Annotated in this window: 16 protein-coding genes and 1 tRNA gene; 9 read left to right on the top strand and 8 right to left on the bottom strand. The window is 43.6% G+C overall.

Going from position 1 to position 14,414, the window contains the following annotated elements; all coding sequences use genetic code 11:
- Window positions 1-13: 13 nt before the first annotated feature.
- From R8G66_30670 to R8G66_30645, 6 genes are all read left to right on the top strand, one after another.
- The gene (locus R8G66_30670) at window positions 14-715 is read left to right on the top strand and encodes a cytochrome c3 family protein (protein MDW3196779.1); all 702 of its coding nucleotides are present in this window, start codon (window positions 14-16) and stop codon (window positions 713-715) included.
- The gene (locus R8G66_30665) at window positions 694-1,392 is read left to right on the top strand and encodes a hypothetical protein (protein ID MDW3196778.1); all 699 of its coding nucleotides are present in this window, start codon (window positions 694-696) and stop codon (window positions 1,390-1,392) included. The genes R8G66_30670 and R8G66_30665 overlap by 22 nt, the downstream gene beginning before the upstream one ends.
- 7 nt (window positions 1,393-1,399) lie before the next feature.
- Window positions 1,400-2,410, top strand: coding sequence for a 4Fe-4S dicluster domain-containing protein (locus R8G66_30660; GenBank protein ID MDW3196777.1), 1,011 nt, complete (start codon window positions 1,400-1,402; stop codon window positions 2,408-2,410).
- Entirely contained in the window at window positions 2,410-3,657 is a 1,248-nt protein-coding gene (nrfD, locus tag R8G66_30655; protein ID MDW3196776.1) for an NrfD/PsrC family molybdoenzyme membrane anchor subunit, read from the top strand. The genes R8G66_30660 and nrfD overlap by 1 nt, the downstream gene beginning before the upstream one ends.
- Window positions 3,654-3,938 (top strand): hypothetical protein, encoded by a 285-nt coding sequence (locus R8G66_30650; GenBank protein ID MDW3196775.1) that lies wholly within the window; start codon window positions 3,654-3,656, stop codon window positions 3,936-3,938. The genes nrfD and R8G66_30650 overlap by 4 nt, the downstream gene beginning before the upstream one ends.
- A 725-nt stretch (window positions 3,939-4,663) precedes the next feature.
- A complete protein-coding gene (locus R8G66_30645) occupies window positions 4,664-5,113 on the top strand; it encodes a cold shock domain-containing protein (GenBank protein MDW3196774.1) in 450 nt (149 codons plus the stop codon).
- Between the two features lie 103 nt (window positions 5,114-5,216).
- On the opposite strand, the gene R8G66_30640 is transcribed toward R8G66_30645, so the two are convergent.
- Window positions 5,217-5,951, bottom strand: a complete 735-nt coding sequence (locus R8G66_30640) for an NYN domain-containing protein (protein ID MDW3196773.1) — start codon at window positions 5,949-5,951, stop codon at window positions 5,217-5,219.
- A gap of 404 nt (window positions 5,952-6,355) precedes the next feature.
- Between R8G66_30640 and R8G66_30635 the strand changes: the two genes are divergently transcribed.
- Window positions 6,356-6,916, top strand: coding sequence for a helix-turn-helix domain-containing protein (locus R8G66_30635; protein ID MDW3196772.1), 561 nt, complete (start codon window positions 6,356-6,358; stop codon window positions 6,914-6,916).
- A gap of 511 nt (window positions 6,917-7,427) precedes the next feature.
- Window positions 7,428-8,576 carry a N(5)-(carboxyethyl)ornithine synthase gene (locus R8G66_30630; protein MDW3196771.1) on the top strand — a complete coding sequence of 383 codons (1,149 nt, stop codon included), beginning with the start codon at window positions 7,428-7,430 and terminating at the stop codon, window positions 8,574-8,576.
- Between the two features lie 9 nt (window positions 8,577-8,585).
- Here the strand turns inward: R8G66_30630 and R8G66_30625 are convergent, their stop codons facing one another.
- From R8G66_30625 to R8G66_30600, 6 genes are all read right to left on the bottom strand, one after another.
- The gene (locus R8G66_30625; GenBank protein ID MDW3196770.1) at window positions 8,586-9,455 is read right to left on the bottom strand and encodes an RNA polymerase sigma factor RpoD/SigA; all 870 of its coding nucleotides are present in this window, start codon (window positions 9,453-9,455) and stop codon (window positions 8,586-8,588) included.
- Between the two features lie 60 nt (window positions 9,456-9,515).
- The gene (locus tag R8G66_30620; protein MDW3196769.1) at window positions 9,516-9,710 is read right to left on the bottom strand and encodes a cold-shock protein; all 195 of its coding nucleotides are present in this window, start codon (window positions 9,708-9,710) and stop codon (window positions 9,516-9,518) included.
- Window positions 9,711-9,783: 73 nt separating this feature from the next.
- Complete coding sequence (locus tag R8G66_30615; protein ID MDW3196768.1) at window positions 9,784-9,933, bottom strand: hypothetical protein; 150 nt, start codon at window positions 9,931-9,933, stop codon at window positions 9,784-9,786.
- A 38-nt stretch (window positions 9,934-9,971) separates the two neighbouring features.
- Window positions 9,972-10,322, bottom strand: coding sequence for a cupin domain-containing protein (locus tag R8G66_30610; protein MDW3196767.1), 351 nt, complete (start codon window positions 10,320-10,322; stop codon window positions 9,972-9,974).
- Between the two features lie 745 nt (window positions 10,323-11,067).
- Window positions 11,068-11,142: transfer RNA gene (locus R8G66_30605), tRNA-Pro, on the bottom strand.
- A 420-nt stretch (window positions 11,143-11,562) separates the two neighbouring features.
- Window positions 11,563-11,790, bottom strand: a complete 228-nt coding sequence (locus tag R8G66_30600; GenBank protein ID MDW3196766.1) for a helix-turn-helix transcriptional regulator — start codon at window positions 11,788-11,790, stop codon at window positions 11,563-11,565.
- A 30-nt stretch (window positions 11,791-11,820) separates the two neighbouring features.
- On the opposite strand from R8G66_30600, the gene R8G66_30595 reads away from it, so the two are divergent.
- Window positions 11,821-12,069 carry a hypothetical protein gene (locus R8G66_30595; GenBank protein ID MDW3196765.1) on the top strand — a complete coding sequence of 83 codons (249 nt, stop codon included), beginning with the start codon at window positions 11,821-11,823 and terminating at the stop codon, window positions 12,067-12,069.
- Between the two features lie 307 nt (window positions 12,070-12,376).
- Here the strand turns inward: R8G66_30595 and R8G66_30590 are convergent, their stop codons facing one another.
- On the bottom strand, window positions 12,377-13,987 hold the full coding sequence (locus R8G66_30590) for a HAMP domain-containing sensor histidine kinase (GenBank protein ID MDW3196764.1): 1,611 nt from the start codon (window positions 13,985-13,987) through the stop codon (window positions 12,377-12,379).
- Window positions 13,988-14,414 lie beyond the last annotated feature (427 nt).

The raw sequence follows: 14,414 nt of genomic DNA, 5'->3' as shown, positions 1-14,414 counted from the left end.
AGCTAAAACAAGAATGATCAGTTTGGTAGTGGTGCTCACGGCAGCTGCCATTTATGTCTTAGATGCGAGTATCCAGGCTGAAAATGAGGTATCAAGCCGATTTGAACCCACTAGATTTGAACCCTCATTACCACTCGAATCAGGAGTTTTCAAAAGAGGTCCAGGAGATATCGATTATGAAACCATGACGGTCGAAAATCCTAACAGGAAATCTCTGACAGAGTACTACGATAACCGGGCCTATGCCGGAGCTCCTCCTGTGATCCCTCATCCACTGTTAAGTGAGCAGGGTATTGGGGATCAATCCTGTTTGCAATGCCATAAGAATGGCGGATATGTTGAAGAGTTTAAAAAATTTGCTCCGATAACACCACATCCGGAATTGATCAATTGTAAACAATGCCATGTGCCCGTGAAAACTGAGCGACTTTTCGCTGCAACCCAATGGACAAAAAGCCAACATCCTGAATTGGGTAGAGCGGCTTTGCCAGGAAGTCCGCCGCCAACACCCCATGACTTGCAGATGCGCGAAAACTGTCTGGCCTGCCATGCGGGACCGGCCGCTCCCAGGGAAATACTGGTGAGTCACCCGGAAAGGGTCAATTGTCGCCAATGCCATACCACAGCGGTCAATAAATTCAGGTTCATCCAATGGGACTCATTACCTGCTACCACTCAAAAACCATTAATTGAATGGATAAAATTAAGCCAATGAATCGCTATAACATTCACTTATGGGGTGTCGTTCTTTTGCTTTTGATTGCCTGTGGCGATCATTCCGAGGACGCAGGTATTCATATCGTTGATACGGGTCATCCTCATGGAGTCTTGCATGCCTTACCGAAAACCGTTCAGGATTCCGTCGAATACAATGAGGAGATGCGAACATTGATGGATGATCTCCAAAAAGCGTTGGTCAACCTTGATCAAAACGAAGAGCTGATCAGTGAAACCCAACAACGCCAACAGGAAACCCTTGTGCTTACCCGAACGAAACATCTAACTTCCTTTCCTTGTAGTAACTGTCATACGGATGTGTCGAAGAAACTGGCTAATAAAGAAGCAGATGCTCATTGGAATATCCAATTGAACCATGCGACCGGTTCAGTGATGGATTGTAAGACTTGTCACGACCTGGAACAGCCAGATCAGCTTACATCTCTGGGTAAAACACCCATTGATTTTAACCATAGCTATCAGCAGTGTGCCCAGTGTCACTCCTCACAGGCCAAAGACTGGCTAGGGGGTGCTCATGGCAAAAGAGTCGGTGGCTGGGTGAAGCCAAGAACGATCAATAATTGTGTGAGTTGTCATAATCCACACGAACCGAAAATATCCAGCAGGTGGCCAGCCAGGTTAAATACGGTCAAATTACTTGAACAAAATCAGTGAGATATCAATGAGTGATTCAAACGACAATATGACCAACCCTTCTCCAGGCTGCGGATCGGCAAGCTGCTCATGTAAGCAAGATGGCTTTGATCAAAAACTAAATAAGAAGACAAGTAGGCGAGGCATGTTTAAATCTCTTACTGCCGGACTGATGGCCGGAACGGGACTTGCCAACTCGTCCTGTAGTGTAATGGCCTCAGATGAGACGAAGGAGAAAAAGCAGTTGGAGTGGGAAGAGTTTTTCAAAGGCAATTACCAGCTAATGACGGATCAGGAAAAAGAAGATACGGTCAACCGATTGGAGCGACTTTATGAGATAAACCACGGTAAACGTGCCAAAGTGTCTTCCAAAGATGCCATCAAAGGGGTCTTGTTCGGGTATGCGTTCAATATTTCAAAGTGTCAGGGATACATGGATTGTGTGAATGCCTGTGTTCAGGAGAATAACCAGGACCGGAATTCCCAGATGCAGTACATCCGGATCCACGAGCACAAGAACGGGTCGATCAATTTCGAAGACTCAGAAGATGATTACTATCATGAAGTGCCGGCGGAAGGTCATTTTTATATGGGAACGCAATGTTTTCATTGCGAAAATCCCCCGTGTGTGGATGTATGCCCGGTTAAAGCCACCTGGAAGGAACAAGACGGGATCGTAGTGATTGACTATGATTGGTGCATTGGTTGTCGCTATTGCATGGCGGCATGTCCCTATGATGGCCGACGTTTCAACTGGTCTGCACCTCAGGTGCCTGAAGAAGAGATCAATCTCGTGCAGCATTACCTGGGTAATAGGTTACGAAGCAAAGGAGTCATGGAAAAGTGCACTTTTTGCATCCAAAGAAGTCGAAATGGTAAGAATCCTGCATGCGTGGAAGCTTGTCCTACCGGGGCAAGAATTTTTGGGAATCTTCTGGATCCGGATAGTGATATTCGATGGGTCCTGGCAAATAAGAAAGTATTTAGACTCAAGGAAGATTTGGGCACAGAACCCAAATTCTGGTATTTCATGGACTGATGATGAAGCAATTCACAATATTCGCCAGTATGGCCAGAGATGGGCTCAACGAAGCCCTGCAAGGCAGCAAGTCCTATCATATTTGGATGGGAAGTCTAACCATATTGATGCTCCTGGGGGCCTATTGCTTCCATCAGCAACTCAATGAAGGATTGGCGGCTACAGGTATGAATGACCGGGTAAGCTGGGGGTTATATATTTCCAACTTTACCTTTCTGGTAGGCGTAGCGGCCGCAGCTGTTATGCTTGTATTGCCTACCTATGTACTCCATGATTTTGATTTTTCCAAAGCCGTATTGATTGGTGAGGGATTGGCTGCATCTGCCCTGATCATGTGTCTGGCTTTTGTTACGGTAGACCTGGGTGGACCGATTCGGGCATGGCACCTGATCCCGGGCATCGGTCGGTTCAACTGGCCGGATTCTATGCTTGCGTGGGATGTGATTGTCCTAAATGGCTATCTGATCATCAATATTACGATACCCCTTTACATTATCATCTCGAAGTACCAGGGTAAGGAACCCAATAAAAACATCTATCTACCCGGTGTATTCCTGTCTGTTTTTTGGGCAGTGGGGATTCATATGGTAACCGCATTCCTTTACGCCGGACTTCCGGCACGACCTTTTTGGAACAATGCGCTGTTGGGGCCTCGTTTTCTGGCTTCTGCGTTTGCCGCCGGACCTGCACTGATTATTCTGGTTTTGCAAGTCATTCACCATTATACAGATTACAAGATTGCAAAAACGTCGATTCGAAAAATCTCAATGGTGGTAGCTGTTGCCGCGCAGATCAACCTGATCATGCTTTTCTCTGAATTGTTCAAAGAGTTTTACGCCCCGACTCACCACAGCATCAGTGCCGTGTACCTGTACTTTGGGTTGGATGGGAAAAATGCCCTTATGCCGTGGATCTACACTTCCATTGGTATGAACCTGATTGCTACCGGGATTCTTACTTTACATGTATTCAGGAAAGATCTGAAGTGGCTGAACGCGGCCTGTTTGCTACTTTTTGTTGCCATTTGGATTGAGAAGGGAATGGGATTGATCATTCCAGGCTTCATTCCCGGACCTTATGGGGACATTGTGGAGTATTCCCCAACTTTGATTGAAGTAGGGGTGACCATCGGTATTTGGGCTATGGGCGCATTTATATTCACAATCCTGGTTAAAGCAGCCATTCCGATTGAAGGTGGAAGGTTAAGATTTAAAGAAAAGGCACCTGTTTCAACGCCGGGTTCATGAAGCTGAGAATACAACAAAATTTTATCCGAATCAGGCTGTCGAAGGGTGATATAAGAAAACTTGGTGAAAACACAGAGATTACTGAATCGCTGCACTTACCTGAAAGTAAAATATACCACTATCGCTTGCGACATGGCGAAGAGAATAATGTGGCTACAGATCACAAGTCCATAATCATTTCTGTTAGCAAAGCTCAATTCCAAAAACAAGATCAAGATGCTATAACCTGGATTACAAAGGAAGGGCTTAAGGTGCTGATAGAGCGAGATTTGCATGGATAGTCTTTCTAAAAGTTAGTGCCTTTCCTTATGGTACAGTGATACATCAGATGACTGGTTTGATTCGGAAGATTTCCAGCAAATACGCTAGCTATCGTTTCTTATTCCTACATAGATCAGTTTGTGTTTACTCTTAGACGCTTCCCTTGGCTTCACTTCGAACTTAACAATGGACTGAATCAATGGGGGTCAGTTTTCAAATCATTAATTCCTGAGATATGAGCTCCTACGGACGGTAGAATCATCAATACAGGTTTCATATTAGAACTATGATATGATGAACTTCTATCAAATTTTTCTTCCTATCTTTTCCTTGCTTCACAGTTTAGGCTAGGTAAAAAAATTTCCGTACCATTGCGCCGCACAAGAAGGTTAATCCCGACTGTGAGATAAAATAGTTCGATTACCTGTCAATTCGACAGTCCCTCGTTTAGCATTCTCATTTTGAATTTACTTTACGTTTGAATCTGGTTTAAATCCAGATGTCCTCCCTCTGTTTTGAAGTAAAATTTTACAAGTAAATCTTTACTATTAAGAGAATCATACTTCCCAAATCAGTAGGCGCTAATTTTTCCGGTACTGCCAAGATTCATGAAACTTCAAGGGCCGGAGACATTCGCAAACAGAAGGACCGTAAAGTTCTTCAGCGAAAAAACAGCCTGGGAGATTCAATCATGAAAGACAAGTCATCGTGATGATGATAATTTTATAACTAATCCAATTACTATATGGGAAGATCCCAAAGTACATTCCAAAAAAGAGAAAAGGAGAAGAAGAGACTCCAGAAGCGCAAGCAAAAGGCAGAGAAAAAAGAGCTCAGAAAAGCAAATTCAACATCTGGGGATCTGGACAATATGATGGTCTATGTAGATGATAATGGCAATCTGACCGATACTCCACCAGAGGAAAAAGATGCCACCATGGAGATCGATGCTTCGCAAATTGAAGTGAGCATTCCTAGATCAGCGGCAGTAGATGTCGATGCAGAAAGACGCGGAACTGTCAAATTCTACAATGAAGAAAAGGGGTTTGGTTTTATTGTTCAGCAAGGCGTTCTAGATCAATATTTTGTTCATGGGTCCAATGTTGATGGTACGATCTTCGACAATGATAAAGTCCGATTCAAAATTGAAAAAGGCGAAAAAGGATACAACGCTATCGAGGTGAAGAAAATTTGAGCCCGATTAGTTTGAATTATTGGGCTAAAACAAGAGGTGCAGGTTGTTTGAAAAATGAGCCTGCATTCCTTGAAGCCCATTCGGCATCTGGTAACCCTCTAGGTTACCTTTTCTTGTTTCTAACGTAGATCAGTTTGTGTTTACTCTTAGACGCTTCTCTTTGCTCCACTTCGAACTTACCAATGGACTGAATCAATGGGGTCAGCTTTTCAAACCCATAATTTCTGGAATCGAAATTGGGTCGTTTCTTTTGAATTCGACTTCCAACGTCACCCAGGAAAGCCCAGCCCTCTTCATCGGATAGATCCCGGATAGTAGACTGGATCAATTGGATGTCACGATTACTGATCTTCTCTATATCTGACTTCCCTTTTTCTTTCTTTGCTGTTTTATCATCAGGTTGACTTCTCAGGATTTCGATATAGACAAACTTGTCACAGGCCACAATAAAAGGATCGGGTGTCTTTTTCTCACCAATTCCGATGACCAACATTCCCGCCTCTCTGAGTCGGGTCGCCAATTTCGTAAAGTCACTATCACTGGAAACCAGGCAAAATCCACCCACCTTGCCACTGTACAGAATGTCCATCGCATCAATGATCATCGCCGAGTCAGTGGCATTCTTTCCACTCGTGTAGGCATATTGTTGAATTGGAGTGATTGCATTTTCAAGTAACAGGTTTTTCCATTTGTTCAAACCAGGACGGGTCCAGTCGCCATATATCCTCTTAATCGTTGGATTACCATATTTGGTGATTTCCTCCATCATTTCTTTTACATGGGCAGAGGGAATGTTATCGCCATCGATAAGGACGGCCATGTTTATGTTTTGACTCATGTCATTTCTTATTTGTGATCAGTCCAGGGCTTGTGAGGGTTGGATAGTAAAAGGTGCAATTAGCCCTGATATTAAAAGAAAGTGAGCAATGCTACTCACTTGGCTAATGTAATGAATTAAACCGCCACATCAGTCAATTTAAAGTAAGGACGGTTCCCCGATGGGTATTGATACAGTTTCCCCTCCGAGCTGACGAACTGTCTGATATTTCGGTACCTTTACTTAGATTCAGACCAGTCTCATCCTGTAACCGATTCACCAAAACAGGATAAAACACCCTCAGAAAAAATATTACCATTCTCTGAGCTCGGGATTGATCCAATGTCCTGAGTAGTACTTCACAAGTCGCCCCGTCTCGCAGTACTGGTCACCCCTCGCACGAAGAATACGGGTAAAGCTGTTGAATGAAGTTGTATATCAAGTACATGGTCAGCCTGCGGTGTAAACTGCTGGTGAAAGAAGAACTAAGAAAGCTGGGTCTGAAGTATGTTTCAGTGGAGTTAGGAGTAGTGGAAATCATGGAGGACATTTCTTCCGAACAGAAAGACCAACTCAAAGTAAACCTTCTGGTATCAGGCCTGGAGCTATTGGAAGACAACCGAAGTATCTTGATAGAGAAGATCAAGAACGTCATAATTGAAATGGTCCACTATTCAGACGAAGTTCCCAAAGTAAATTACTCGGATCACATCAGTGAAAAACTAGGTTACGATTACACCTATCTTGCCAACACTTTTTCCGAGGTAAAAGGAATTACCATCCAACAATTCATTATCCTCCACAAAGTAGAAAGAGTTAAAGAGCTATTGATCTATGATGAGCTTACGCTCTCAGAAATTGCCTACAAACTACACTACAGCAGCGGTGCACACTTATCTACGCAATTCAAAAAGATCACGGGCCTTACCCCAACGTACTATAAGCAGCTGAAAGAAAAGAGAAAAGGCAACCTTGAAGATCTATAACCGACACAATATCACGGCTGATCAAACCATGTGGGAAATATATAAGACACTTCTTTGATCCTGTAACATATACGCTTAAGAGAGAGACAACTTTGCCGGGCGCTTAACTACCTTATTATTAGAAATCCTCCTTGCTGAAAAAAATATCGAATACGTTATTGTGCCTCATCCTTCTGGCGTGGGTCTCCGGGCTATTTGGACTATGGGGTCCTTTTTACGCCATATTGGTACTAGGATTGATTATCGTGGAATTGATTGTCATCTTTATTCGAATCATCCATGAGGACAACTTCTTCATATAAACAGTCGGACCTGTGATATCTGTAAGAGACAGCTACTGACGTGTAACACTTCCACGCGGTAGTTTCTTCAATTTTGTGTTTGATTATTCCATATCAATATTATCGTTTAAGGTGAGGGAGGGCAAGGTGCAGAATCTTGTCCTTTTTTATTCCAAATATTTACCTCACTCACCTGGAATAAATGACCAGTATTAATCCAATAAAGTCTAATGAGTAAATTCGGAGTAGTAGGCACGTCACAAAAAGAAGATGAACGCAGATACCCCATTCATCCCGGCCATTTGTCCAGGCTACCGCTACCCATCAGAGAGCAATTGATCTTTGAAAAAGGATACGGCAAGCCGTTCAACATGGATGACGAAGAAATGGCAGCGCTCTCCGGAGGCCTCGCTTCGAGAAGTGAGCTATTGCAAGATGTTGGTTCCGTGATCATTGCAAAACCGGTCCTGGCAGACTTGGAGGAATTGAGGGAAGAAGGAGTGATTTGGGGCTATCCTCACTGTGCCCAACAACGAGCGATAACGCAGGCAGCAATCGATCGCAAACTGACCCTGATCGCATTTGAAGACATGTTCGTTTGGTCCCCGACGGGACTCAAGGGACGGCACACTTTCTATAAGAACAATGAGATGGCTGGCTACTGTGCTGTTCTTCATGCCATGCAATTGAAAGGCATCGATGGCCACTACGGGAACCAACGAAAAGTAATCATTTTCAGCTTTGGGGCCGTAAGCAGAGGGGCCATTTATGCCCTGAAAGCCCACGGATTCCGAGACATTACCATCTGTGTGCAAAGACCTGACCATGAAGTAAGGGAAGAGATACTTGACGTGCATTATGTACGTATCAGAAAAGGGACACAGGATGAGCCAAGAATGATCGTTGTGGAGCATGATGGGGCAACCCGGCCTCTCAATGAGCTCATTAGCGAATCCGAAATCATCATCAATGGAACTTTTCAAGACCCAAACAGGCCGCTGGACTTTGTCACATTTGAAGAAAGGTCCTATCTAAAAAAGGGAAGTTTGATCATCGATGTGAGCTGTGATGAAGGCATGGGATTTTACTTTGCCAAGCCAACGACCTTTAAACGACCCATGTTTTCTGTAGATGATGTGGACTATTATGCGGTGGATCATACGCCTAGCTACCTATGGGAAAGTGCAACGAGATCTATTTCAGCAGCTCTGATTGTTCACCTGCCTACTGTGATTGCAGGCAAAATGGAATGGAAGAATAACGCCACTATTCAAAACGCTATTAATGTTGAGAAGGGAGTGATTCAAAAGGAAGAAATCCTTGAATTTCAGAATCGAGAATTAGAATACCCACATGCTACAAGAATGAGGGTTTCCTAAGAGCAATCACTAACTCAGGTGAGACATGAGGTGATGGGCATTTTTGAATTTTTGTCTCAATTTGGTCAAGGCGCATTCCTTGATCTGCCGAACGCGTTCCCGAGAAAGGTCCATCAGCGTAGCAATTTCATCACCAGACATGCTCCGGCTGCCCCGTAAGCCATACAATAATTCCAGGACCACTGACTCTCGATCCGTCAAAGAATTCAGGACCATTTCAATATCCATTTTCACAGAGCTCAAAATAACAGGCCCTTCAGGATCTGGCGATTCCTGGTCCTGTATTAAGTCCACTAGCGTTGACGCACTTTCGGCATGTAGCGGAGCATCAAGTGAGGACGGTTTACTTCCAACTCCTTTAATTTCCTTGACAAACTCTTCCGTGAAATCGAGTGCCTCCGCAATCTCTCCATCCGTTGGCTCCCGCTGATATTTTTGCTCCAGTTCCGAAACCGACCGCATGACTTGATTGTAGCTATTGACCCGGTTCATGGGTTGGCGAACGATCCTCGAGTGCTGACTGATTGCAGAGATGATCGCCTGACGTATCCACCATACGGCGTAGGAGATAAATTTGAACCCACGCGACTCATCAAATTTCGTGGCGGCTCGTATCAAGCCAATATTTCCCTCACTGATAAGGTCACCAAGCGTCAGGTTATGAACTCCTCGATCATATTGCTTAGCAACCGAGACCACAAACCTGAGATTGGCCTTTGTCAGCTTCTCCAACGCGATCTGGTCGCCAGCTCGTATCCTTTGGGCAAGGATCACTTCTTCTTCAGGCGAAACCATCTCATGTCTGCTGACCTCTTGAAAGTATTTCTCAAGTGTTAGTGTTCGGTTAGTGATCTGAAAAAGTATTTTCAGTTGCTTCATGAGAGGCTAGATGACGAAGCCACTTTTTACAAGTGGCCTCATTCAGGATTCAATGTTGTATTAGCTGATCACTTTCACATTCACAGCATTCATTCCTTTCTTACCCCTTTCGAGTTCGAATTCCACTCTGTCATTTTCGCGAATGTCATCTATAAGTCCGGATTCGTGTACAAAAACATCTGAACTGGAGTCATTGGGTTTGATAAATCCAAAACCTTTTGATTCATTAAAAAACTTAACCGTTCCTTCTTTCATTCTATCTATTGTATTACTCTTATTTATTCACTTTTTCGGTTTCGGATGGTATTGGAGAGGAATCCGAAAACACTCAATAATGTTGGAGTTCCGCAATGAGCCGTTCCAATTCTACCCGGGTCTTTTGAAGTTTGCTGGCCAATTGATCAAGCGTTCGCTCCTTGTCTCCATTGACAATTTCAAAATCTGCATCGTCGAGATTGGCAAACCTCCACTTCATCATGACCCTAATTTCCCGCCAACTTCTCATGTCTTATTCCATTAAATACTTACTTCCTCATAGCCATATTTGATGACCGTCAGCAGCATTTTAAAACGTTCATTGGCCTTCATTTCATGAGAACTATGTGCAGGAATGATCAGGATCTGTCCCGCAATAAGCTCGTATGACTTCTCTCCAATGTTCACCTCAGCCACCCCTTCAATTACCTGAATAAGGATATCAAAGGGAGACACAGTAGCCTCAAACACTTCACCTCTATCCAGGGAGTACATATTCACACTGCCTGTGTCTTTGGTCAGGATTGGCTTAACTATGGTAGTCCCCGGCTCGTAATCCACCGCATAGGACAATTGATAGACTTTCGCGGGTTTTAATTCAGGACTTTCCATTGCTTTTTTTTGACCAGACAGTATTCAGCACTTACAAAAATCCTTACTATGACAGGCTAAAGCTTTACATCATGATGGGTGATATTTACATATATCCCATGTTTAGCTACGAGCAACTGACTATGACTTTCTGTTGAGAGACAAATATTGATGTATGCGAATGACTTTAAAAAGAGGCGATCAGACGCCAGTTGGCCACTGACTTAGCTTTTGTGAAGTGTATCGGCCATTTTTAATTTCATCAATATGAGGTCATCAGTCTGTCCAAAGTGCCTGAAGTAGTGCTCGTTCCTCATTCATGGGGGAGTACTGCGTCCGTAATTGCCAGACTTTATGGCTAACTTCGCCGCAATTGCAGTCGCTCGACTGCATATTTAGTTGTTTTGGGAGCAATCTGGTTTTTACTGGGTTGCTCTTTCTTTTAGAGGTAAAATGCCTTTATACAAGTAGAAAAACCTTCTTGGTCATGTTGTGATGACTGGAATTTGAACAGGTACGCCTAGTGGGCCGTGTCCAGTGCATCGGCCTGGCCGCCCATTAACTCAATTCAATAAAAAAAGCTGACCATCATTTGATCAGCTTTCGTTCGTCGGGATGACTTACAGTGATCCAGAAGACTCAAAAATTCCGAACGCAAAACAAGCGCTTAGGCGCGTTCTTTCGTTTACTCAGGTTTCTATGAATGCATTCACAAACTTCCGTAAACGAAAAAACCTGAGGAAGAACCTCAGGTTTTGCTTTCTTGTCGGGATGACTGGATTCGAACCAGCGGCCCCCACTACCCTAAAGTGGTGCGCTAACCGGGCTGCGCCACATCCCGAACGAACCGCAAATTTAAGTGGATATTAAGTTATTACGAAAGTTGTTTTGAGATTTATGAAGTTCGGGGAGTATCTTCTTTTCTGTACAAACGCTCTGCTTTCTAATTTTCACAGAAATGGATTGATGATTGAAGGGGTGTGGGTTATATTGTAATCGTAAATCAAGGTGTGCTTTATATGGATATACAAGCGATTCACGAAGAATTCGTCATTAACTTTTAGAAGATGATATTGAAGTCACTTTTGAGGATGCAAAATTTATGTTAGTAGCTTGTTCAGCCTTTGTGAACTACGTGAAAATTAAAATTGAATAATAAATCATAACAAGGTGTATAGTGCATACTCTTCGGGATATGCGCCATACAAAGATCTTTAATCTTTACCTAGCGGCTTCTTCTTTCCATTGCTTACTCGGCCAACTAAAAATCCAACAATACCTTCGGATGAACATCCAAAGCCTTGGCCACTTCATATAAACTGTAAAGCGTAGGATTCACTTTACCATTCTCCAGTTTTTCAATCGCCTGACGATCCTTACCGCAAGCCCTGGCGAGATCGGATTGGCTCCAGCCCTTTTCAGTTCTTAGCTCAATGATTCGTTGATCGATCCTGGTTTTAAGTTCGTCTTTCGTACCAAAACAATCCACCTGCCCAAATCTTACCCAATCACGGAACCGATGGTTTTGGAGCTGGTGGAGCTGCTGGAGGGGACGGACGTCAGGTTGATCAGCCGTATGATTCGGAGGCTTACCTTAGATGAAGTGAGTCGGGAGGGTGCGGAAATGGGAGCGGAGTTTCAGGTGTTTTTGAGGGCGCTACCGGCGTTGTTTAGTTTTCTGGATGTCGTAGAGGATGAGTTGTTGGTGATTAGGGGAAAGAGCGTCGAAAGAGATACCGGTCTTTTACCAACTTCCTTCGGAATTTAAGCCGGCAAAAACCGGTATGACGCTCAATTTTGTTTCAGGTGTTCTTGAAGGCACTGCCTGCGTTGTTTGCTTTTTTAGATCTCATAGAGGATGAATATAGATTCATTGATTCGTAATCAGGGATTGAGCGTGAATTAGATACCCTACGCGGGCCGCCGGACATTTTTCGATTTCCTTCGGAATTTAAGCCGGCAAAAACCGGTATGACGCTTGAAATTAAGTAGAGGATGAGTTGATGGTGATTGGGGGGGGAAGGGAGACAACCCTGTAAGGGTTGCAAACCCCTAACAGGTACGGGATTTGTGTATCAATTGCTCCTTTCTATGGGCAAAGTGATCGTGAAAGTGGAGCCAACATCTTTGTCACTCTTGATTTGAATATTGCCTTTGTGGATATCCAAATATTCTTTGACCAGGACCATCCCAAAACCTGTTCCTTTTTCACCCTCGGTACCTCTGGAGTGCTCTTCTTTGTTAAATTCAAATATTCTTGAAACTTGCTGGGGTGTCATGCCCACCCCTGAATCTATGATTTCAATCACAACCTGCTTGTTTTCAAGCGTCCCTCGTATTACGATGGCTCCTTTTCGTTCGGTAAATTTCAACGCATTGCCTACTAAATTTCGGAAAATGGTTTCCAACATATTTCCATCGCCCTGGATGATCATCGAGGATTTTAATTCGCTCCGCAGATCGATTTCCTTTAATGTCGCAGCAGTCTGATGTAGTTGAACAACTCGTTCAAGTACTTTCAAAAGATCCACTTTTTGGATGTCGGGTTGTTCTTTCTCGGTGTTCAATTGCGCCCATTCCAACAGGTGGTCTACGAGCTTGAGGGTGTTGGCAGTCGCGGCTGAAAGTTGTTGTAAGTGTGTATTAACCAACTCTGTGCTTACTTTTCCAGTCCGGTGAACGGACAGAATCGTATGTATTTGTGTCAGGGGACTTTTCACATCATGTCCCAGAATCGAGAAGAATTTAATTTTGGCGGCGTTAGCAATTTTTAATTCATCATTTGTTGTTTCCAGTAAAGCAGATTGATGATTGATATAGATCGTTAGGATGACCAGAATCATAAACCAAACTCCTGACACAAAAGGAATCCAATTAAAAGGCGTCTGATGTTTGTAAGCGGTACCAATTCGGAAATCAAAGCCGTAGATGTTGAAATCACTATAGACAAAGTCATCTTGTTCGAGAGGGAAGTTTGCGTAGTACAAGGGATCAACTCGATCATGATAGACTTTTGAGCCGTCATACACCTGCTCGCGATCAAAATCTATTCCTGTACCCGTACAGAAATGAAATACAAAATCCTCTACAAATGGTTGATTGTAGACTTCATCCAGGGCGGATTTAAAATCTATAATTGGAATGACGTATCCGACTGGTAAACCCCCATTTAAGAGTCGAAAGTTGATGGATATGCCCACTTTGCCTTCCACCAAATTGTGTGGTTTAAATAAGTGCAACTGATCGTCCATCATGACCTGACGGTATTTGATTAAAGCTGTGGAGTCCGTGAAATCTAAAAGCGATCTACCAACTAGATCAGATGGATTGATCCGGTAATGATCAAAAGAATAATTAAAATTATGCGTGGAATCCATCACAGATAAGATGTACTTACCTGCCAGTTCAGAGCCCAATGATGCTTCCTTCATGTATTTGAACAGGTCCTTCTGAGAAGGAAAATTTCCCTGATTCATAAATGATCGTGTCGAAGCAACGAATAACCCGAACTGTTGAATGATACGTCTGAACTCCCGAACTGTATTGTCTTGAACCTTTTGTATCCGGTATTCTCTTGCTGAAGCCAGGTTTTTCGAGAGCACCACATTTCCCAAGATCAATCCAAGGGCCATAATGGCTAGAAGACTGATCGAGATTAGGTTTCGTGGGATATACTTCTGGGTCACAAGGCTAGAGGTTCAATGGTAAAGTAGCCCTGACTAATATCCTATGCAACTATTATCTGTTGAGTGTGGCAAAAGCAAGATAGACGGGTTCTTGCAAATAACCAGTGAATGAAATCATCGTTCTGCGTAAGCCTCCGGCTTCGTGGGGCTCGTTTGCATTTGTTCTTATATAAATCCTACCGTTTCACTAAAATTCTCTTTCCATCTGTTCACACAAGCTTTTTGATAAATTCCACCCCCTCATACAGCCCGCATCAATGACATTAAGCTAAGAAACAGGGCCGTCATTGCGATGTTAAGAAGCAATCTCAAATATGGTTTCGAAGCAGAAATTCAGAAAGACTGCCGCTTCGGTGTTGACCGACCAGGCGGTCCGATTCAATTCTTCGCAGTGACCGGGTCACGCCAGACCGGGTCACGCCAGACC

It is taken from the genome of Cytophagales bacterium (assembly GCA_033344775.1).
Taxonomy (GTDB): domain Bacteria; phylum Bacteroidota; class Bacteroidia; order Cytophagales; family Cyclobacteriaceae; genus JAWPMT01.
The sequence above is the reverse complement of the archived record's forward strand: the minus strand, read 5'-3'. Positions and strand labels throughout refer to the sequence as shown.

Coding starts and splice junctions, on each gene's coding strand:
- R8G66_30615 (MDW3196768.1), bottom strand. CDS start 9,933: ATGATGAAGTGGAGGTTTGCCAATCTCGACGATGCAGATTTTGAAATT.
- R8G66_30620 (MDW3196769.1), bottom strand. CDS start 9,710: ATGAAAGAAGGAACGGTTAAGTTTTTTAATGAATCAAAAGGTTTTGGA.
- nrfD (MDW3196776.1), top strand. CDS start 2,410: ATGATGAAGCAATTCACAATATTCGCCAGTATGGCCAGAGATGGGCTC.
- R8G66_30595 (MDW3196765.1), top strand. CDS start 11,821: ATGGTTTTGGAGCTGGTGGAGCTGCTGGAGGGGACGGACGTCAGGTTG.
- R8G66_30645 (MDW3196774.1), top strand. CDS start 4,664: ATGGGAAGATCCCAAAGTACATTCCAAAAAAGAGAAAAGGAGAAGAAG.
- R8G66_30630 (MDW3196771.1), top strand. CDS start 7,428: ATGAGTAAATTCGGAGTAGTAGGCACGTCACAAAAAGAAGATGAACGC.
- R8G66_30660 (MDW3196777.1), top strand. CDS start 1,400: ATGAGTGATTCAAACGACAATATGACCAACCCTTCTCCAGGCTGCGGA.
- R8G66_30640 (MDW3196773.1), bottom strand. CDS start 5,951: ATGAGTCAAAACATAAACATGGCCGTCCTTATCGATGGCGATAACATT.
- R8G66_30650 (MDW3196775.1), top strand. CDS start 3,654: ATGAAGCTGAGAATACAACAAAATTTTATCCGAATCAGGCTGTCGAAG.
- R8G66_30625 (MDW3196770.1), bottom strand. CDS start 9,455: ATGAAGCAACTGAAAATACTTTTTCAGATCACTAACCGAACACTAACA.
- R8G66_30665 (MDW3196778.1), top strand. CDS start 694: ATGGATAAAATTAAGCCAATGAATCGCTATAACATTCACTTATGGGGT.
- R8G66_30635 (MDW3196772.1), top strand. CDS start 6,356: ATGAAGTTGTATATCAAGTACATGGTCAGCCTGCGGTGTAAACTGCTG.
- R8G66_30610 (MDW3196767.1), bottom strand. CDS start 10,322: ATGGAAAGTCCTGAATTAAAACCCGCGAAAGTCTATCAATTGTCCTAT.
- R8G66_30670 (MDW3196779.1), top strand. CDS start 14: ATGATCAGTTTGGTAGTGGTGCTCACGGCAGCTGCCATTTATGTCTTA.